This is a genomic window from Rhizobacter sp. P1_G5 (assembly GCF_056405435.1).
On the sequence record NZ_JBFUCB010000044.1, the window covers coordinates 1 to 19595 of the forward strand.

Annotated in this window: 19 protein-coding genes; 8 read left to right on the forward strand and 11 right to left on the reverse strand. The window is 68.5% G+C overall.

Features of this window, described 5'->3' with window-relative positions; translation table 11 throughout:
- Window positions 1-396: phosphatase PAP2 family protein (locus tag AC1D12_RS05470; RefSeq protein ID WP_477839248.1), on the forward strand; the 396-nt coding region annotated here is incomplete at its 5' end.
- Between the two features lie 53 nt (window positions 397-449).
- Here AC1D12_RS05470 and AC1D12_RS05475 read toward each other — a convergent pair.
- Window positions 450-827, reverse strand: a complete 378-nt coding sequence (locus AC1D12_RS05475; RefSeq protein WP_477828221.1) for a hypothetical protein — start codon at window positions 825-827, stop codon at window positions 450-452.
- A 22-nt stretch (window positions 828-849) separates the two neighbouring features.
- Window positions 850-1260, reverse strand: coding sequence for a hypothetical protein (locus AC1D12_RS05480; protein WP_477828222.1), 411 nt, complete (start codon window positions 1258-1260; stop codon window positions 850-852).
- Window positions 1261-1413: 153 nt separating this feature from the next.
- On the opposite strand from AC1D12_RS05480, the gene AC1D12_RS05485 reads away from it, so the two are divergent.
- The gene (locus tag AC1D12_RS05485) at window positions 1414-1833 is read left to right on the forward strand and encodes a VOC family protein (protein WP_477828223.1); all 420 of its coding nucleotides are present in this window, start codon (window positions 1414-1416) and stop codon (window positions 1831-1833) included.
- Window positions 1834-1851: 18 nt separating this feature from the next.
- Here AC1D12_RS05485 and AC1D12_RS05490 read toward each other — a convergent pair whose 3' ends face one another.
- Genes AC1D12_RS05490 through AC1D12_RS05505 form a run of 4 tightly spaced genes read right to left on the reverse strand, consistent with a single transcriptional unit; the run spans window position 1852 to window position 6147 of the window.
- Window positions 1852-2400, reverse strand: a complete 549-nt coding sequence (locus AC1D12_RS05490; protein ID WP_477839250.1) for a cytochrome b/b6 domain-containing protein — start codon at window positions 2398-2400, stop codon at window positions 1852-1854.
- Window positions 2401-2404: 4 nt separating this feature from the next.
- Entirely contained in the window at window positions 2405-2680 is a 276-nt protein-coding gene (locus AC1D12_RS05495; RefSeq protein ID WP_477829084.1) for a PepSY domain-containing protein, read from the reverse strand.
- Entirely contained in the window at window positions 2677-4236 is a 1560-nt protein-coding gene (locus AC1D12_RS05500) for an ArnT family glycosyltransferase (RefSeq protein ID WP_477839251.1), read from the reverse strand. Before AC1D12_RS05500 ends, AC1D12_RS05495 begins: the two co-directional genes overlap by 4 nt.
- Window positions 4237-4272: 36 nt before the next feature.
- Complete coding sequence (locus AC1D12_RS05505) at window positions 4273-6147, reverse strand: sigma-54-dependent Fis family transcriptional regulator (RefSeq protein ID WP_477826837.1); 1875 nt, start codon at window positions 6145-6147, stop codon at window positions 4273-4275.
- A gap of 238 nt (window positions 6148-6385) precedes the next feature.
- Here AC1D12_RS05505 and adh point away from each other — a divergent pair, with 238 nt between their 5' ends.
- Both adh and AC1D12_RS05515 read left to right on the forward strand, forming a co-directional pair.
- A complete protein-coding gene (gene adh, locus AC1D12_RS05510) occupies window positions 6386-7906 on the forward strand; it encodes an aldehyde dehydrogenase (RefSeq protein ID WP_465112901.1) in 1521 nt (506 codons plus the stop codon).
- A 1-nt stretch (window position 7907) separates the two neighbouring features.
- Entirely contained in the window at window positions 7908-8279 is a 372-nt protein-coding gene (locus AC1D12_RS05515) for a DUF779 domain-containing protein (protein WP_477839253.1), read from the forward strand.
- Here AC1D12_RS05515 and mobA read toward each other — a convergent pair.
- The gene (gene mobA, locus AC1D12_RS05520) at window positions 8276-8866 is read right to left on the reverse strand and encodes a molybdenum cofactor guanylyltransferase MobA (RefSeq protein ID WP_477826839.1); all 591 of its coding nucleotides are present in this window, start codon (window positions 8864-8866) and stop codon (window positions 8276-8278) included. The genes AC1D12_RS05515 and mobA overlap by 4 nt on opposite strands.
- A 145-nt stretch (window positions 8867-9011) precedes the next feature.
- On the opposite strand from mobA, the gene AC1D12_RS05525 reads away from it, so the two are divergent.
- The gene (locus tag AC1D12_RS05525; RefSeq protein WP_477839255.1) at window positions 9012-10808 is read left to right on the forward strand and encodes an NADH-ubiquinone oxidoreductase-F iron-sulfur binding region domain-containing protein; all 1797 of its coding nucleotides are present in this window, start codon (window positions 9012-9014) and stop codon (window positions 10806-10808) included.
- Entirely contained in the window at window positions 10808-13672 is a 2865-nt protein-coding gene (fdhF, locus tag AC1D12_RS05530) for a formate dehydrogenase subunit alpha (protein WP_477839257.1), read from the forward strand. The genes AC1D12_RS05525 and fdhF overlap by 1 nt, the downstream gene beginning before the upstream one ends.
- Here fdhF and AC1D12_RS05535 read toward each other — a convergent pair.
- The 3 genes from AC1D12_RS05535 to AC1D12_RS05545 form a co-directional block, all read right to left on the reverse strand.
- Window positions 13636-15576: an AAA family ATPase gene (locus tag AC1D12_RS05535; RefSeq protein WP_477825093.1), complete on the reverse strand. Its 1941-nt coding sequence runs from the start codon at window positions 15574-15576 to the stop codon at window positions 13636-13638. The two genes, fdhF and AC1D12_RS05535, sit on opposite strands and share 37 nt — an antisense overlap.
- The gene (locus tag AC1D12_RS05540) at window positions 15569-15721 is read right to left on the reverse strand and encodes a hypothetical protein (protein ID WP_465112895.1); all 153 of its coding nucleotides are present in this window, start codon (window positions 15719-15721) and stop codon (window positions 15569-15571) included. The genes AC1D12_RS05535 and AC1D12_RS05540 overlap by 8 nt, the downstream gene beginning before the upstream one ends.
- A 345-nt stretch (window positions 15722-16066) precedes the next feature.
- Complete coding sequence (locus tag AC1D12_RS05545; protein ID WP_477825092.1) at window positions 16067-16210, reverse strand: hypothetical protein; 144 nt, start codon at window positions 16208-16210, stop codon at window positions 16067-16069.
- 443 nt (window positions 16211-16653) lie between these two features.
- Between AC1D12_RS05545 and AC1D12_RS05550 the strand changes: the two genes are divergently transcribed.
- On the forward strand, window positions 16654-18309 hold the full coding sequence (locus AC1D12_RS05550) for a methyl-accepting chemotaxis protein (protein ID WP_477825091.1): 1656 nt from the start codon (window positions 16654-16656) through the stop codon (window positions 18307-18309).
- A gap of 90 nt (window positions 18310-18399) precedes the next feature.
- On the opposite strand, the gene AC1D12_RS05555 is transcribed toward AC1D12_RS05550, so the two are convergent.
- Window positions 18400-19011 carry a class I SAM-dependent methyltransferase gene (locus AC1D12_RS05555; RefSeq protein WP_477839259.1) on the reverse strand — a complete coding sequence of 204 codons (612 nt, stop codon included), beginning with the start codon at window positions 19009-19011 and terminating at the stop codon, window positions 18400-18402.
- A gap of 291 nt (window positions 19012-19302) precedes the next feature.
- On the opposite strand from AC1D12_RS05555, the gene AC1D12_RS05560 reads away from it, so the two are divergent.
- A complete protein-coding gene (locus AC1D12_RS05560) occupies window positions 19303-19551 on the forward strand; it encodes a GlsB/YeaQ/YmgE family stress response membrane protein (protein ID WP_168562611.1) in 249 nt (82 codons plus the stop codon).
- The last annotated feature ends 44 nt before the right edge of the window (window positions 19552-19595 follow it).

Here is a 19595-nt window from a genome sequence, read left to right on the forward strand (position 1 = left end):
CTGCACACGCACTCGTTCGCGAACGTCGACCTGTGGCTGGGCCTGGCGCTGCAGGCCGACCCGTCACCGTGGGTGCATGCGCCGATGGACGCCGTCAGTGCCGTGCATGGAACGCTGGGGTTGACGCTGTTGTCGTCGATCGTGGTGCTGGTGCTGTGGTCGCTGAACGACCGGCCCTGGGCCATCGTGTTCGCGACGACGATGCTGGGTGAGGCGTTGGTCAACAGCGGGCTGAAGCAGATCTTCATGCGTGTCCGGCCGACCTTCAGTGCCTCGGCGGCCGAACTGCACAGCTACAGCTTCCCGAGCGGGCACAGCATGGCCGCCGCGGTGTTCTACGGCCTGCTCGCGCTGTGGTGGCCGGCTTCGCGGCCGGTGCTGCGTGGCTGGCGCTGATGCTGGTGCTGTTCCATCAGGCCGATCGGGCGCATGCTCTTGTTCGCTGACTTTCATGATGCAAGGAAGAACCGCATCAAGGCCAACATCAACGCAAACAGATAGCCGTACGCGAACTTGTCGATTCTGAGGACCGGCTCGCCACGACGAGCGCGCCACGCACCCATGGCCGACATGAGACTGCCGACCGCCAGGGGCGTGACGATCAGGTTGACCAGGCGCCACGGACCGGGAACGAGGTTGTGGGGGAACGCCAGGAGGCTGAGGCCCCCGACGACGCCTCCGAAGAGCGCATAGCCGAATGCGGCAAGCCAGGGGTTCGGGGCCTTGCGGAACGGCTCGGCCAGCGAGTGGAGGCCCAACTCCAGCAGGACTTCGCCGACCACCTGGATCAGAAACTCGCCGAGCACTTCAAGAACGATCTCAAGCATGAAGGGGCGCCGCCGCGCGCTGCTAGCGCAAAGGATTGATCGGGCAGACGGGCGGCCACGCACCGACGTAGCGCCGATTCACGGTCGTGCGGCCCTGGCCATCCGTGAGGCGCAGTTCGTCGCCGGCCAGCACCACGGTCGAATCGATGGTCCTGGATTGCTCCTGAAGTGTCACCGTGAGCTTCAAGTGGTTGCCGTCGGCGACTTCCCAGGTGGCCGGCAGGAACGGCGTACCGCGCTGCTTCCACTCGTCGGCTTCGCGACCGCATTTGGGATACATCCGGAAGGTCTTGTCCGCCCGGAACTCCACGAATTGGCGATCGGTGCTGGTCCAATGCCCTGTCAGCGACTGTTCGAGTGGCGAGCCGTCTTGCGCTCCCGCGGTGGCGGCAATGGGCAGCAAGAGCAGGGGAAGCAGGCGAGAGCCGATCATGGGGGTCGAGCCGAGGAAGCAGGACCGGCCACGTTAACGCATTGCGATGCCGATGACCTTGTCGATCCGGGTGGCGGTCGAACGTCGTATGGATGAAGCCTGCGAACCGCAGACGCTTCATTCAGCCCTTGTCGCATCACCAGGAGACCCCCCGTGACAAAGATGATCTTCGTGAGCCTTCCCGTCACCGACCTCGCCGCCTCGATCGCGTTCTACAAGGCGCTGGGATTCGAGCAGAACCCGCAGTTCAGTGACGACACCGCGGCCTGCATGGTCTGGAGCGAGACGATCCACGCGATGCTGCTCACCCACGCCAAGTGGCGCACCTTCACCGAGCGGCCGATTCCCCCCGTAGGCACCAGCGCCGTCATGCTGGGCCTGACCGTGGACAGCCGGGCGGCCGTCGACCGGATGAACGAGGCCGCGGCTGCGCACGGTGGCCGGGCCGACGTGAACCCGGTGCAGGACCTTGGCTTCATGTACGGCCGGGACCTGGCCGACCCCGACCAGCACCTGTGGGGCGCGATCTGGATGGATCCGGCGGCGATGCCTGCCGGCGATCAGGCGGCGTAGGCCAGCCCGGGCGAAGCGCTATTTCCTGCCGCGTTCCGCGCGCCCCGCAGCCTGAGGGCGCTTGCGCCCGCTGAGCATCGCCGCGGGCAGGTTCTCGCGCCAGCGCCAGCTCATCACGGCGACGCCGGCCAGGTGCACCGCGACCGAGACCATCAAGGTGTCCGCGAGCCAGGCGTGCAGGTCGTGCACGCGCTCGTCGCCCCAGAAGGCATCCAGCCGGCTCATCCACCCGGTGAGCCCGAGCAGCAGCACCAGCAGCCACAGCAGCCAGACCATCCACAGGCCCAGCGGGTTGTGGCCCAGCGTGCGCGGTGCGTTGCCGCGCAGGTAAGTGAGCGTGTCGCCGATCGAGGGCTTCAGCGCGCGCCAGCCACCCGGGCCACGGTGCAGTGCGGCCCACAGGCAACGCACCGCCACGACGCTGACCGCGACGTAGCCGGCGAGCCGGTGCCACCAGTCGCCGTCGTCGCGCACGAGATCCAGCACCACCAGCGCCGCGAGGCCCCAGTGGCACAGCCGGACGACCCGATCCCACACGCGGACGCGGCCATCGGGCAGGGCGGACATCGGCTTACTTCTCGATTTCGGACTTCACCGGGTCCAGCGTCTTGGCGTCGAAGTAGATCTCGACCTTCTTGCCTTCCTTGTTCTTGCCGTAGATCTCGTAGCAGTTGCCGTCGACCTTGAACTTGCTGATCGTGTAGCCCTGGCCTTCGAGCTTGGCCTTGGCGTCGGCTTCCTTCATCCATTCGGCCTTGGGGTAAGCCTTGCAGTCCGCCTTGGCGAAGGCGCTGAGCGGCACGGCCGCGACGATGCCGATCAGGGCGGCGAGGGTGAGTCGTTTCATGGAGAACCTTTCAACGAAGTCAAGGGTGGAATCGCAGTATGCACATGCAGCAGCACGAAGCCACCGACCGAGGTGCGCTCCGTGACGCCGCACAACTGCGCGAGGCGCGCGGCGTCGTCGCGGCGCAGCGCAATGAAGCCGCCGCGCGGGCCGAGGCGGTCGAGCGCTTCGGCGGAGGTGTCGGCGAACTCGGCCCGGCCGGCACTGTAGAACGACGCCGAGTGCAAGCGCTCGGTCACGAACACCAGCGATTCGCCGCCGCGGTGGCGCTGGGCTTCCCAGGCGCCGATGACCTCCTTGGTCGAGTTGTCGCTGAAGGTGCCACTGTGTTCGGCGTACAGGACGAGTGCCAGGGCGCCGGTCATCGACAGCGCGAGGCCGCCGGCGACCCACGCGTCCACGCGCGCRCTGCCGACGCGCCCGCGCAGCCAGTGGCTGGCCAGCAGCGCCATCGCCGGCAAGGCGGGCAGTGCGTACGGCAGGATGATGTTGCGCGCCGCGGTGAAGAACACCAGCGGCGCCAGCGACCAGCACACGAGGTAGAGGCGCCACCAGCGCTGATTCGTCGGTTCAGCGTTCCCAGCGAGCCTGTCGAGCACTGCCTTGGGGTGCCTGAGGCCGGCAGCCAGCAGCACCAGCGGCCACGGCAACGCCGACACCAGCGCAAAGAGCCAGATCGTGCCGATCGGAAAGGCGTGCGCGAAGCCGTAGCGGTCGCCCGACCAGCCCGGCGTGACGAAGCGGTGCCAGTGTTCGCCGACGATGAAGTAGTCGATGAAGCCCGGCGTCTTCAGCTCCGCCGCCAGGTACCACCAGCCGGCGGCCACGGCGGTGAAGGCCAGGCCGGTGGCCCACGGCAGCGCGTGCCACACGCGGCCCACCTGCCGGGTGGCCAGTGCCCAGGCCGCTGCCGGCAGGCCCACGAGCACCAGCACCAGCGGGCCCTTGGCGAGCAGCCCGATCGCCAACCCGGCGAACAGCAGCGCGCTGCCACGGCGGTGCCGTGGTCCGTGCAGCGCCTGCCACAGGCCGGCCATCGCCAGCGTGGTGCCCACGGTGAGCGCCTCGTCCGTCATCACGGCGCCGGCGGCCAGCATCGACAACGCGGCGCCGGCCAGCAGGCCGGCCGCGGCGAGCGGCGGCGTGTCGCGGCGCGCAGCGGCCAGGCGCCAGCAGACGGCGGCCACCAGCGCCATGCACAGGAAGTGGGGCAGGCGTGCCGCGAACTCGTTGACGCCGAAGCACTTCATGCTGAGGGCCGTGAGCCAGAACGACAGCGGCGGCTTGGCCCAGAACGGCACGCCGTAGTCATGCCATGGCGTGATCCAGTCGCCGAGCTCGAGCATCTTGCGGCCGACCTCGGCATAGCGCGCCTCGGTGGTGTCCATCAGCGGCAGCCAGGCCATGCCTGACAGGCGCAGCAGCACCAGCGCGCCGATCAGCAGCACCAGGGCCGCGGTGGCCCGCTCGACGGTGCTGCGGCCGTACCCGGCGGCGGGTGCGAGCGAGGTGCCTGCCGAGGCGACCGGCCGGTGGGGATGGATCGAGGCGTTCATCGAACCCGATTGGGTTCGATGCGCCTTAGCCGGGTCTTAGCGGTTGCTTAGGCGAGCCTTAGCCTGGTGGCGGTAGAGGGTGCTGCGATGGACGCCAAGGCGTCTTGCCGCCTCGGCGACGCTGCCATCGCATTCCGCCAGCGCGCGGTCGATGGTGTTCTCGACGACGCTCGACAGGGCCGGCTCGGTCTCGACGGCGAGGTGCCGCCGAGCCGGTGCCGATCCGGCCAGCACGCGCTGCGGCAACTGGTCGACGCCGAGGCACGCGCCATCGTCGGCCAGCGCGACGAGCGTGCGCAGCACATGGGCCAGCTCTCTCACGTTGCCCGGCCAGGCATGCGCGTCGAGCCGATCGATGGCAGCGTCGTCCAGTGTCAGCCGCTTCGCCTTCGCCAGTGGGCCGAACAACTGCTCGATGAGCGCTCGCCGGTCGTGCCGATCACGCAGTGCCGGGATCGCGACGCGGTAACCGTCGATCCGGTAGAGCAGGTCGGCCCGGAAGGCCTGGCCGGCGCTCATCGCCGACACGTCCTGGTGGGTGGCGCAGACCAGGTCGAAGTCGACCGGGATGCCCGGGCCGCCCCCCAGCGGCACGACCCGGCGCTCCTCGAGCACGCGCAGCAGCCGCGTCTGCAGCAGCAGCGGCATGTCGCCGATCTCGTCGAGGAACAGCACGCCGCCGGCGGCTTCGCGGATGCGCCCCGGCATGCCGTGCCGGCGGGCCCCGGTGAAGGCGCCCGCCTCGTAGCCGAACAGCTCGGCCTCGATCAGCGCTTCCGGCAGCGCCGCGCAGTTGACGGCGACGAACGGCCCCTTGCTGCGGCGCGATGCCTGGTGCAGCCGGCGGGCGAACACCTCCTTGCCACTGCCGGTCTCGCCGGTGACCAGCACCGGCAGGCCGGCGTCGAGCACCTTGCAGGCGCTGTGCAGCAGCGGCGCCAGGTCGTCCGCGGCGGGCAACGCATCGTCGTCGAGGGCCTTGGCGAGGGGGCGCGCCGTGCTGCGCGAGGTCGCCGGCCGTGCAGCGCGCTCCAGCATGGCCGCGATCTGCCGGCCATCGGGCAGCGTCAGCAACCCGCTGCCGTGGTGGGGCTGCGACCAGCGCGCGCCGATCAGTTCTTCGGCAGGCCGCTCGAGCAAGCCCGGCCACGCCGTGCCGAGCAGCCCGAGGGCGACCCGGTTGGCGGCGACGATCCGGCCCTCGTCGATGACGATCAATCCCTCGCGCGCGGTGCCCAGCAAACCGGGCTTGGCATGGAAGCGCAGCAGGTGCCCGCTGGCCTGCGCAAGCATCAGCCGGTGTTCGACCTGCTGCGCCGCCATGCGCACCAGGCCGAGCGTGTGGTCGTTGACCTGCGCGGCTTCGCCGGAGATGTCGATCACGCCGGCGATCTCGCCGCGCCCGCTGAAGATCGGCGATGCGGCACAGCCGATTGCCCCGTTCTGCGGCAGGAAGTGTTCGCCGCCCAGCACCATCAGCGACTGGCGCTCCAGCAGCGCGGTGCCGATGGCATTGGTGCCGCGGCGTGTCTCGGACCATTCGACGCCCGGCGCGAGCGCGATGCGCTGCGCCTTCGGCAGGAACTCGGGGCTGCCGATCTCCTCGAGGATGAGGCCCGACGGGTCGGTGAGGATCACGACGCAGCCGGCGCTCAGCGCGTGCTCGGTCAGGCTGTCGAGCTCGGGTTGCGCGCACGCGAGCATCTGCATGGCCTGCTCGCGGCGCTCGCGCAGCCGCTGCCGCAGCAGCGGCTCGGGGTCGACCAGGGCCTGATCGATGCCCTGGCAGCGCCGCCACGAACGCGAGATGTGCGGCGCCAGCCCTTCGTCGCCGGACAGGGCTTGCCCTTGCAGGAAGAACAGGTCGCGGGCGTGCTCGACCCGCAGCGAAAGCGCGTGCGCCTCTTTCATGCTGTCTCCGATCTCGTGGGCGACGTGTCGCAGCACGCGACATGTCGCGCGACATCCTCGCACGGATGTGTCGCGGATCGCGAAACCCGACCTGCGCGTCCGGTTGTCGTCCCGTGGCGAGACCTGTGACGGGCCGGCTTCGGGTAAGCACCGAGCCGATCGGGTACGCGCGTTGCAAACCAGGTACCGCGGCGCTGCAGTGGGCGGCGCCCACCACATCCAGATCGGAGACGCAAAGATGGACAAGCTCGACCCCGGCAAGTTCGGCACCCCGGTGGACTTCAAGAAGCGCTACGGCAACTACATCGGCGGGGAATGGACGGCGCCGTCCGGCCGCCAGTACTTCGAGAACATCACGCCGGTGACCGGCCGCCCGTTCTGCGAGATCCCGCGCTCGACGGCCGAAGACATCGACCGCGCGCTCGACGCCGCGCACAAGGCGAAGACCGCCTGGGGCAAGACCTCGACGACGGAACGCGCCAACCTGCTGAACAAGATCGCCGATCGCATGGAGGCCAACCTGGCGATGCTGGCCGCGGCCGAGACCTGGGACAACGGCAAGCCGATCCGCGAGACCACGGCGGCCGACCTGCCGCTGGCGATCGACCACTTCCGCTACTTCGCGTCGGCGATCCGCGCGCAGGAGGGCGGCATCAGCCAGATCGACAACGACACGGTGGCCTATCACTTCCACGAGCCGATCGGCGTGGTCGGCCAGATCATTCCGTGGAATTTCCCGATCCTGATGGCGGTGTGGAAGCTGGCGCCGGCACTGGCCGCCGGCAACTGCGTGGTGCTGAAGCCGGCCGAGCAGACGCCGGTGTCGATCCTCGTGCTGCTCGAGACGGTGGCCGACCTGCTGCCGCCGGGCGTGCTCAACGTCGTCAACGGCTTCGGGCTGGAGGCGGGCAAGCCGCTCGCGTCGAGCAACCGCATCGGCAAGATCGCCTTCACCGGCGAGACCACGACCGGCCGGCTGATCTCGCAGTACGCGAGCCAGAACCTGATCCCGGTGACGCTGGAGCTGGGCGGCAAGTCGCCGAACGTGTTCTTCGCCGACGTGATGGAGAAGGACGACGCGTTCTTCGACAAGGCGCTCGAAGGCTTCGCGATGTTCGCGCTGAACCAGGGCGAGGTCTGCACCTGCCCGTCGCGCGCGCTGGTGCAGGAATCGATCTACGACCGCTTCATGGAGCGCGCGGTCAAGCGCGTGGCCGCCATCAAGCAGGGCAGCCCGCTCGACCCGTCGACGATGATCGGCGCGCAGGCCTCGAGCGAGCAGCTGGAGAAGATCCTCTCGTACCTCGACATCGGCAGGCAGGAGGGCGCCAAGGTGCTGATCGGCGGCGAGCGCAACATGCTGCCCGGCCAGCTCGAAGGCGGCTACTACGTGAAGCCGACGATCTTCGAGGGCCACAACAAGATGCGCATCTTCCAGGAAGAGATCTTCGGGCCGGTGGTGTCGGTCACGCGCTTCAAGGACGAGGAGGAGGCGCTGTCCATCGCCAACGACACGCTGTACGGGCTGGGCGCCGGCGTGTGGAGCCGCGACATGAACACCGCCTTCCGCATGGGGCGCGGCATCCAGGCCGGGCGCGTGTGGACCAACTGCTACCACCACTACCCGGCGCATGCGGCTTTCGGCGGCTACAAGCAATCGGGCATCGGCCGCGAGAACCACAAGATGATGCTCGACCACTACCAGCAGACGAAGAACCTGCTGGTGAACTACAGCGAGCACAAGCTGGGGTTCTTCTGAGATGGATGCGAGCGCCGAGGTCCTGCGCGTGACGGCCACCGACGCGGCGCTCGCGCTGATCGAGCGGCTGCAGGTGAAGCACGGGCCGCTGATGTTCCACCAGTCGGGCGGTTGCTGCGATGGCAGTGCGCCGATGTGCTACCCGCAAGGGGAGTTCATCGTCGGCGACTACGACCGCCTGCTGGGGCACATCGGCGGCATGCCGTTCTACATCAGCGGCCCGCAGTTCGAGTACTGGCAGCACACGCAGCTGATCATCGACGTGGTGCCGGGGCGGGGCGGGATGTTCTCGGTGGAGGGGCCGGAGGGGCTGCGGTTCCTGACCCGCTCGCGGCTGTTCACCGATGAGGAGTGGGGGGTGTTGAAACCCTAGGCGTCGCCGAGCCGGCGCAGTTCRTCGAGCGTGTTGGCATTGAAGAAGGCGTCGGCATCGGCGAACAGCACATCGACGCAGCCCTGGCGCTCCAGCCAGCGCTCGATCTTGCGGCCCCCCTCGGCGAGGTAGGCGGCCAGGTCGACGCGCAGATCCGCCCTGAGCAGGCAGAACACCGACTGCCGCTGCCGTTCACCGGCCTCTTCGGTGACAGCCACCACCGCGCGTGCGTCGCCGGCCGCCGCAGCCAGGGTCGCGACGAGATCCTCGGGAAAGCGCGGTGTGTCGCAGGGCACCGTTGCCATCCAGTCGGTGCGGCAGTGCGTCAGTCCGGCCAGGAAGCCCGCCAGCGGACCCGGGTAGTCGGTGTCGGCGTCCGCCAGCACGGGTACACCGTAGGCGCGATAGACCTCCGGATGCCGGTTGGCGCTGATCATCACCGAACCCACCTGAGGCGCGATGCGCCGCAGGGCGTGCTGCACCAGCGGCTCGCCATCGAGCGTCTGCAGGCCCTTGTCGACGCCGCCCATGCGGCTGCCCCGGCCGCCTGCCAGGATCAGGGCGGTGATCTGGTCACGTTGGATCATGTCGGCCTCGATTCTGACGCGTTGGTCGAGCGATATCCTCGGGCAACGATATCGACTAGGATGCCCCGAGCCAGGTAGAGATCATTGTTGCGGTGCGTCAAAGACGCACTTCTTTTTGGGAGCGAAGTCTGCTTCGATGACCGACATGACGACCACAGCCACGCGTTCCAGCGACCCCGGCATGGTGCCGCTCGCTTCCGTCGATGAGATGCGCGGCCGCCTTCGCCGCAAGAACAAGCTGAAGGGGCGCCAGCCGGACCACGTGTCGCTCGAGGAGGTGCAGGCGCTCATCGGCCCCGGGCCGCATCGGCGCGACCTGCTGATCGAATACCTGCACCTGCTCAACGATGCGTGGAACGGCCTGCACGACCGGCACCTGGTGGCGCTGGCCCGCGAGCTGAAGCTGTCGATGGCCGAGGTCTTCGAGGTCGCGACCTTCTATCACCACTTCGAGATCCTGCGCGGCGATGAGCAGCCGGCATCGCTCACGGTGCGCGTGTGCGACGGGCTGTCGTGCGAGATGTCCGGCGCGCAAGACCTGCTCGCGCGCCTGCCGTCGCTGCTGGGCGCCGACGTCCGGGTCATCCCGGCACCTTGCGTGGGCCGTTGCGAACAGGCGCCGGTCGCGATCGTCGGGCAGGCGCCGGTGGTGCATGCCAGGGCGGCGGATGTGCAGGCCGCTGTCGATGCGGGTTCGGCCCGCCATGCGCTGCCGCGCGACGATGGCGCCTTCGACGCCGGCGCTGCCGGCACCGCGCCGATCACCAGTGCACCGCACGAAGTGGCGCCGGCCTACGTCGGCTACGACGCCTACCGGCAGGGTGGGGGCTACCAGCTCGCGGCAGGGGTCACGTCCGGGCAGGTCGTGGCGGCCGACGTGTTGAAGGCGATGACCGATTCCGGCCTGCGCGGGCTGGGCGGCGCGGGATTCCCGGCCGGGCGCAAGTGGGGCATCGTGATGCAGCAGCCGGCCCCGCGCGTGATGGCCGTCAACATCGACGAAGGCGAGCCCGGCACGTTCAAGGACCGCACCTACCTCGAACGCGATCCACACCGCTTCCTCGAGGGCCTGCTGGTCGCCGCCGCGGTGGTGGGCACCGGGGCCTGCTACATCTACCTGCGCGACGAGTACCACGGCTGCCGCGCGATCCTCGAGCGCGAGCTGGCGCGGCTGAAGGCCGACCCGCCGTGCACGCTGCCGCACATCGAATTGCGGCGCGGCGCCGGTGCCTACATCTGCGGCGAGGAGTCCGCGATGATCGAGAGCATCGAAGGCAAGCGTGGCGAACCGCGGATGCGCCCGCCGTACATCGCGCAGATCGGCCTGTTCGGGCGGCCGACGCTCGAGCACAACTTCGAGACGCTGTACTGGGTGCGCGACATCGTCCAGCGCGGCCCGGCCTGGTTCAGCGGCCCTGGCCGCAACGGGCGCCACGGGCTGCGCTCGTTCAGCGTCAGCGGCCGCGTGCGCGAGCCGGGCGTCAAGCTGGCGCCGGCAGGCATCAGCGTGCGCGAGCTGGTGGACGAGTACTGCGGCGGCATGCTGCCCGGCCACGACCTCTACGCCTACCTGCCCGGCGGCGCATCCGGCGGGATCCTGCCGGCGAGCCTCGCCGACCTGCCGCTCGATTTCGACACGCTGCAACCGCACGGCTGCTTCATCGGCTCGGCGGCCGTCATCGTGCTGAGCCAGCACGACAAGGCGCGCGACGCCGCGATGAACATGATGAAGTTCTTCGAGCACGAGAGCTGCGGCCAGTGCACGCCGTGCCGGGTCGGCACCAGCAAGGCGGCCGCGTTGATGGCCGAGCCGCTGTGGGACCACGGCACGCTGGAAGACCTGAACCAGGTGATGGTCGACGCCTCGATCTGCGGCCTCGGCCAGGCGGCGCCGAACCCGGTGCGTTGCGTCCAGAAATACTTTCCGCACGAGGTGTCGTGATGAATGCGCCGGAACGAAATGCGTTGATCCCCAGCGTCGAGTTCATGCTGGACGGCGAGCCCGTCCAGGCCTTCGGCGGCGAGACCATCCTGCAGGTGGCCGACCGCCATGGCGTGAGCATCCCCCGCCTGTGCTACACGCCGGGCTACCGGGCCGACGGCAATTGCCGCTCGTGCATGGTCGAGATCGACGGCGAGCGTACGCTCGCGCCGAGTTGCTGCCGCGCGCCCACCGCCGGCATGAAGGTGCGGGCCACCAGCGAGCGCGCCGTCAAGAGCCAGAAGATGGTGCTCGAGATGCTGCTCTCCGACATGCCGGCGCAGGGCCACAAGTGGATCGGCGACGACGCGACCCGGCAGCACGGCGAGCTCAGCGACTGGGCCTCGCGCATGGAGGTGAACGTGCGCCCCGCGCTGGCGGCGATCGCCCGCGAGCAGCCGGCGCCCGACCTGTCCCATCCGGCAATGGCGGTGAACCTGGATTCGTGCATCCAGTGCAACCGCTGCGTTCGCGCGTGCCGCGAGGAGCAGGTCAACGACGTGATCGGCTATGCCTTCCGCGGGCATGACAGCGCCATCGTGTTCGACCTGCAGGACGGCATGGGCGACAGCACCTGCGTGGCCTGCGGCGAGTGCGTGCAGGCCTGCCCGACCGGTGCGCTGATGCCCAAGAGCCACATCGGCGCGCAGGAGGTCGATCGCAAGGTCGATTCCGTCTGCCCGTTCTGCGGCGTCGGCTGCCTGCTCACCTACAACGTGAAGGACGAGCAGATCGTCAGCGTCGACGGGCGCGACGGCCCGGCCAACCACAGCCGCCTGTGCGTGAAGGGGCGCTTCGGCTTCGACTACGCCCACCATCCGCAGCGCCTGACGAAGCCGCTGATCCGCAAGCCGGGCGTGCCCAAGCATCCCGATGCCATCGGCGACCCCGCCGACTGGAGCGAGGTGTTCCGCGAAGCGACCTGGGAGGAGGCGCTCGACCTCGCCGCCAGCAAGCTCACCGCGCTGCGCGACACGCACGGCCTGAAGGCGCTGGCCGGCTTCGGATCGGCCAAGGGCAGCAACGAGGAGGCCTACCTGTTCCAGAAGCTGGTGCGCACCGGCTTCGGCAGCAACAACGTCGACCACTGCACGCGGCTGTGCCACGCGTCCAGCGTCGCGGCGCTGCTCGAAGGGGTCGGCTCCGCGGCGGTGAGCAACCAGGTCAACGATGTCGAGCATGCGGGCCTGATCCTCGTCATCGGCTCGAACCCGACGGCCAACCACCCGGTGGCGGCCACCTGGATGAAGAACGCCGCCCAGCGCGGCACGAAGATCGTGCTCGCCGATCCGCGCATCACCGACATCGGCCGCCACGCGTGGCGCACGCTGCAGTTCAACGCCGACACCGACGTGGCGCTGCTCAACGCGCTGATCCACACGGTCATCGACGAAGGCCTCGTCGACGAAGACTTCATCGCGCGGCGCGCGAACAACTTCGAGGCGCTCAAGGAGAACGTGAAGGGCTACAGCGCCGAAGCGATGGCGCCGATCTGCGGCATTCCGGCGCAGACGATCCGCGAGGTGGCGCGCGAGTTCGCGACCAGCAAGGCGTCGATGATCCTGTGGGGCATGGGCATCAGCCAGCACGTGCACGGCACCGACAACGCGCGCTGCCTGATCGCGCTGGTGAGCGTCACCGGCCAGATCGGCAAGCCGGGCAGCGGCCTGCACCCGCTGCGCGGCCAGAACAACGTCCAGGGCGCGAGCGACGCGGGGCTGATCCCGATGATGCTGCCGAACTACCAGCGCGTCGACAACGCGGATGCGCACGCCTGGTTCGAGAAGTTCTGGAACACGCCGCTCGACGACAAGCCCGGCTACACGGTGGTCGAGATCATGCACAAGGCGCTCGCGCCGGAAACCGATCCGCACAAGATCCGCGGCATGTACATCATGGGCGAGAACCCGGCCATGAGCGATCCCGACCTGAACCATGCCCGCCATGCGCTGACCTCGCTCGAGCACCTGGTGGTGCAGGACATCTTCATGACCGAGACGGCCTGGTACGCCGACATCGTGCTGCCCGCCAGCGCCTGGCCGGAGAAGACCGGCACGGTGACCAACACCGACCGCATGGTGCAGATGGGGCGCCGCGCGCTGACGCCGCCGGGCGATGCGAAGCCCGATCTCTGGATCATCCAGGAGATCGCGCGGCGCATGGGCCTGCCCTGGAACTACCAGGGGCCGGAGTGCGGCGTGGCCGAGGTCTACGAGGAGATGCGCCAGGCGATGCACACCGCCATCAGCGGCATCAGCTGGGRGCGCATCGAGCGCGAGCAGAGCGTGACCTACCCGTGCCTGACCGACGACGATCCGGGCCGGCCGACCGTCTTCATCGACACGTTCCCGACCCGCGACGGCCGGGTCAAGCTGGTGCCGGCGGACATCATCCCGGCCAACGAGCGGCCGGATGCGGACTTCCCGTTCGTGCTGATCACCGGCCGGCAGCTGGAGCACTGGCACACCGGCAGCATGACGCGGCGCGCGAGCGTGCTCGATGCGATCGAGCCGGTGGCCACCGCGTCGATGAACGGCGGCGACCTGCGCAAGCTGCAGGTCAACGCGGGCGACGTCATCACCGTGCGGTCACGGCGTGGCGAAGTGGCGCTGAGCGTGCGGCGCGACGACGGCACCCCCATCGGCACCGTCTTCATTCCGTTCGCCTACTACGAGGCGGCCGCGAACCTGCTGACCAACGCGGCACTCGATCCGTTCGGCAAGATCCCGGAGTTCAAGTACTGCGCGGTCGCCGTCACGGCCGGCGGCACGCCGGCGGCCAGCGTGGGCTATGGGCGCGGCGTGCTGACGGAGGCCGTCGAGTGAGGGTGTGACTTCCGGGGCGATCCAGTCCGGAAGTCCGCCAGCTTCTCCGCGTACGGATCCAGCGCGTCCTCGTGCCGCGCGAGCGGCAGCCCGACCACCGCTGCGAACCGTGCCGGCGTGACCTGCCCCTGTTCCAGCAACTCGTCCACCAGCGCCAGCAGCGCGTCGCGATGCGTTTCGATCAGGCTGGTGGCGCGTGCGTGCTCGGCCTGCAGCAGCGCTTCGATCGGCGCGTTGGTGGCCTCCACGTCGGTGCACAGGTTGTCGTCGCTGCTGGTGGACACGTCGCTGCGGCCGATGCGCGGGCCGTGGCCGAGGTGGCGCAGCATGCGGGCGGCCTTTTCGGTGGCCTTGCGCAGGTCGCTCTCGGCACCGCTGGAGCTCAGTTCGGACCCGAAGACGATCAGCTCGGCGGCGCGGCCGGCGAGGCTGGTGCAGATGGCGTCGAGCAGATTGCGGCGCGACCAGACCGTGCGCGCGCTGTAGGCGTTGTAGCCGCCCTCGAAGCTCGCCACGTGGATCTTGATCTCCTGCGGCGCGCGGCCGAAGAGCAGGGCGTGCACCAGGCCGTGGCCGGCCTCGTGCACCGCCAGCAGCGCGCGGAAGTCGGCGTTGTTGCGCTGGCGCAGGCGGCCGATCTCGAACGGCGCGGCGATGGCGTGCGACCGGCCTCGCCACTGCGCGACCAGGCTGCGGCCGTCGGCCGCGAGGCCCACGCTGTCGCCGGCCTCGGCGCCGAGTTCGAGCGCCCACAGCGCGGCCTTGGCGAGGCCCGCGCCGAGGATCGCGTGCAGCGACGAGAACAGCGGCCGGCTGCCCTGGGCCGGGAACACCGCGTTGGCGTAGATCTGCTCGCGCACGCTGGCGGCCAGCTCGAAGCGCAGGCCGCAGCGGGCCTCGGTCTCGTGGGCATAGCGGGCGCAGCCCTGTTCGATCAGCTGCTCGTACGCCCGGCGCGAGAGCGAGGGGTAGATCACATGCTCGTTGCCCAGGCGCGCCACCTGCTCGGGCTTGAAACGCTTGTTGAGTGCCTGCTTGACATCGATGACGCTCAATCGGCCGGTCAGCGCGTGGAAGATGTCGGCGTCGCTGTCGCAGTCGTCCACGCTGGTGGCGAGACCTTCGTACATCTCGTCGAGGTTGCCGCAGACGAAGACGAGCAGGCGGCTGTAGTCGGTCTCCCATTGCTGCTGGCCGCGCTCGCGGAAGTCGCGCAGGCGCTGCTGGATCTGCTCGGGCGTCCAGGCCATGATCTCCATCAGCGGCTCGTCGAGCTTGAGGTTGCGCTGCAGCTCCTGCGCCTCCCAGCTGCGCAGCTTGAAGCGCAGTTTCGCGTCGCTGGCCTCGGCGCGTTCGGCGTCGAAGGCGGCTTCGGCGATCGACGATTCGATGTCGCCCAGCAGCGAGAGCCCGGGCGGCAGGCGGCCGTCGGAGAGCAGGGCCCAGACGTCTTGATAGCGCTCGACGCGCAGCTCGCCGCGCTTGGCATCGATGGTGCGGAAGCGCTGGAACTCGTCGAGCGAGAGGATGCCCGGCTCGCCCTCGCGCACGCCGGACTGCGCCAGCATGCCCGAGATGCTCTGCGCGCCGCGCCAGCTCGCGCCGTTGGAGAAGCCGTCCATCTGCACTTCGACGAAGCGGTCGTAGAAGCCCAGCAATTGCGCCAGGCGCCGCACGAGCTGGGTCTTGCCGGTGCCGGTCAGGCCCCAGAGGCAGACGATGACGGGCCGCGAGACGAGCTCGGGCAGCACATACCAGGCGCGCACCGAATCGATGACGCGGTCGATGATGGCGTCGATGCCGAACAGCTCGGTCTTGAGCTGGGCGGCGATCTGCTGCAGCTGGTAGTTTCGCTGCGCCAGGTGTTCGCGCACGGGCGTGCGCAGGTCGTTGGAGTCAGTCATCGCGATCCTCCCGCCGCAGCAGCGCCTGCAGTGCCACGCGGTCGGCACGGCGCTGCGCGCTGCGGCTCTGGATGTAGTCGCCTGCGCCGCGCACGCCGGGTTGGCCGGTGCTCGTTTCGAGCATCAGCGTCATCGGTTGTTTCATGCGGCGCAGGGCCTTGACTCGCCCCTCCTGGAGGGCGCGGGAACGGAGTTGTGCACTCATTCGGTTTCCGAAAAGCAAAAGCCCCGGCTCGATGGCTGCGGGGCTTTGCGTGCCGCGCGGTCTGAGGCCGTATCTGTGAACAGACACGGTTCAGCCGGGGCTCGGGAACCGTGTTCAGTCGATCGTCGAGATGAACAGGGAGGACATAAGAGGGATCTCCGTCATGCGGGCGCTGTCGTGGGCGCCTTCAGCAATGGTCGCGAATGATGCGGGCGAGGACGCGAGTGTGCAAGCGGCAGCGGCCTGCTGCGTTGCGAGTCACCAACAGGCGCACACGTGGAGCGACTACAGCCCGAACCGCTCGTGCCAGCGCTGCGGCACGACGGCATCGACGAGCAGCGCGACGAGCATCGAAGTGCCCAGCAGCGGGTAGAGCAAGCCGAGCAGCACGGCGGATTCGGGGGTGGACGGGGCGGCTTGGGATGCCATGGCGGATCCTGCGGTTCAACTCGTGAGACAGGCGCCGGCTGCGGATCGAGGTGATCCGCGCCGAACGGCGATCAGTCGGTCAGGAGAAGAACGGCTCCGGATTCGTTCGAGCTGGAATCGCTCGACTCACCCTTCACCCACCTGGCGCCCTGGGCGCTGCAGCTGCCATACAGCGCGGTGAATTCGCCCAAGGTTGAGACATTCAACCGCTCGACGTCTCAAGGCGCCCCTGCGAAGACCGACAACCCTCTTACGTCATTGCGCCCCGCGGGAATCCTCCCCACGGGCGGTCCGTGCCGAAGCTCGAACGGACCGCCTGTGACCACCAGCCCGGCCATTGCCCCGGCCGCCAGCCCTCCCTCGCTGGCCGCCAACGCCCCCGCCTTCGTCAAGGGCGCAGTCAACCTGCGCTGCGCAACCGCGCCCATCCAAAGGCCCTCGCCATGAGCACTCTCAAGGTTTCCACTCGGCTGATGATGCTGATCGGCGTCCTCTCGGCGCTGCTCGTGGCGATCGGCAGCCTCGGCCTGTACGGCATCGGCCGGTCCAACGACGCATTGAAATCCGTCTACGCGGATCGCACCGTGCCGGCCTCGCAACTGGGCGAGATCCGAGCCTTGCAGCTGATCAACCGAATGAACCTCAACATCTCGCTGGTCACCCCGACGGCCGAGAAAATCACCGAGATGACCGCCGAGATCGAAGCCAACATCGCCAAGGCCAGCAAGGTCTGGGGCGACTATGCGGCGACGAATCTGACGCCGGAGGAAGGGAAGATCTCGAAGGCGTTCGTCGAGTCCCGCAAGCAGTTTCTCCAGGAAGCCTTGATGCCTGCACTGGTTGCGCTTCGTGCCAACGACTTGACGGAGGCCAGGCGCCTGGTGACGCAGAAGATTCGGCCGCTGTTCATCCCGCTCGCACAGGGCATCGATGCGCTCGTCAAGATCCAGATCGACGAAGCACGCAGGGAGTACGAGGAGGCCGCCACACGCTACGCGACGATTCGTGCGATCTCGATCACGACCATCCTGGGGGGCTTGCTGTTTGCCGGGATTTTCGGTGTCGTCCTGGTGCGCTCCCTCGGACGCCAACTCGGAGGCGAGCCGGGCGAGGCTGCCGACCTGGCGCGAAGCGTCGCCGCCGGCGACCTCAGCGTGACGATCAACCTCAGGCAAGGCGACACCACGAGCATGATGGCCCAGCTCAAGGGGATGCAGGCCAACCTCTCCAAGGTGGTATCGAGCGTGCTGCGGAACTCGGAGTCGGTTGCCACCGCCTCGGCTCAGATCGCTCGAGGCAACATGGACTTGAGCCAGCGCACCGAAGAGCAGGCCTCGGCGCTCGAAGAGACCGCGGCCTCGATGGAGCAACTCAGTTCCACGGTCAAGCAGAATGCCGACAACGCCAGGCAGGCCAATCAGCTCGCGCTGAACGCCAGCACGGTGGCCATCAAGGGTGGTGAAGTGGTCGGCCAGGTCGTGAGCACCATGAAGGCCATCAACGACAGTTCGAAGAAGATCGTCGACATCATCGGGGTCATCGACGGCATCGCCTTCCAGACCAACATCCTGGCGCTGAACGCAGCCGTGGAAGCGGCACGCGCCGGTGAACAGGGCCGCGGCTTCGCGGTGGTGGCGACCGAGGTGCGCAATCTTGCCGGCCGATCGGCTGAAGCGGCCAAGGAAATCAAGAGCTTGATCGGCGCCAGCGTGGAGCGTGTTGAACAGGGCTCGGCGCTGGTTGATCAAGCCGGCGTCACGATGACCGAAGTGGTCGACTCGATCAGGCGCGTGACCGACATCATGGGGGAGATCAGTTCGGCCAGCACCGAGCAGAGCGCCGGGGTCTCTCAGATCGGGGATGCCGTCAGCCAGATGGATCAGGTCACGCAGCAGAACGCAGCCCTGGTGGAAGAAAGCGCTGCTGCGGCCGAGAGCCTGAAGGCGCAGGCGCTGCAATTGGTGCAGACCATGGCGGTCTTCAAGCTGGCGCACGGCGATGTGGCGGCCAGGATCCAGGTCGCGCCGCGGACGCTTGTCGAATCGGCAGGCGCGCCCGCCGCCGCAAGAACCGGCACCGACCGCTGGGCAAGCTTCTGAGATCCGACCGGCCGGGTGCGCTGCGAAGTAGAGCTGTCGACCCGGAAGAGACATCCGATGCTCTGATCTCGTCGCCACAAGGCTGGGAGTTCATGGCGCGCGGCGCGCGAGGTAGGTGACCCAGTTGTTGCCGTCGCGCCCCACGCTGTCCGCGTCCCAACTGACCGAGAGGCCGGCCGCGGCGAGCCGTTCCGTGAAGCGCTCGCGCGTCCAGCACACGGTGTGGTATTCACCGGTCGTCTCGCCTTCGCCCTCGCGCATCGCGGCGAGGAACGCCCCGCCCGGCCTCAGTGCGGTGTGGATCTTGCGCAGGACGGCGTCGGTCTGGTTCCGATCGACATGGATCAACACACCCATGGCGAGCACGCCATGGTAGGACCCTCCGAGTTCGTCGGTCACGACGTTCAACAGCTCGGCATGCTTGCCTCGCTCCACCATCAGATCGACGAAGGCCTGGGTCGCGTCGGTGCGCCGGACCACCAATCCGAGCGACTCGAGGACATCCGCGTCGCGACCCGGCCCCGAGCCGATCTCCAGCACCCGTCCTCCGGGCGGCAGGACCTCGACCAGTCGCCGCAGCGCCTTCTGGATGTGCGGAGGTCGATGTGGGTCGACGAGCTTGTCGTACTCACGTGCAGAACCTTCATAGGACTGGAGAGTCTGGTGCATGTGGTCAAGGGCGGTGGTGCTCGGCTTCGTCATCGTGCTCCCCAGTGGTCAACACCCTGAGCGTAGAGCAAGAGCGTGGCCATCGCCACAGACAGCAAAGGCGAACCCGTCGACAACGCCGTGCATCGCGTGAAGGGCCGTGGTTCCCTTCTTGCTTCGGGCCTCGCATCAGACGCCACGCATCGGCAGGCCGGGCGCCGCAGCCAAGACTCGGCTGCAGAGCGGGGCGCGGAAGCCATCAACACACGCCCGTCCGTTCGCGGGGTTGTGGCATGCTCGGTCTGGCAGGATCTTCAACCTCCATCACACGAGAGAGCCAACACCATGGGCATCATCGGCACCATCCTCGTCGGGCTGATCGTCGGCGCGGTCGCGCGCTTTCTGCTGCCAGGCGAGCAGAAGATGGGCTGGATCCTGACCTGCCTGCTAGGCATCGCCGGCTCGATGATCGCTGGCTTCGTCGGCCAGGCGATAGGCTGGTATTCGGTGGGGCAGCCGGCCGGATGGATCGCCTCGGTCATCGGCGCCATCGTGCTGCTGTTCGTCGTCGGCAAGCTCAAGGGCAGCAGCTGACCGCGTTCGCGGTTCGACAGCTCGACCAGATCGCCGCAGTGCGC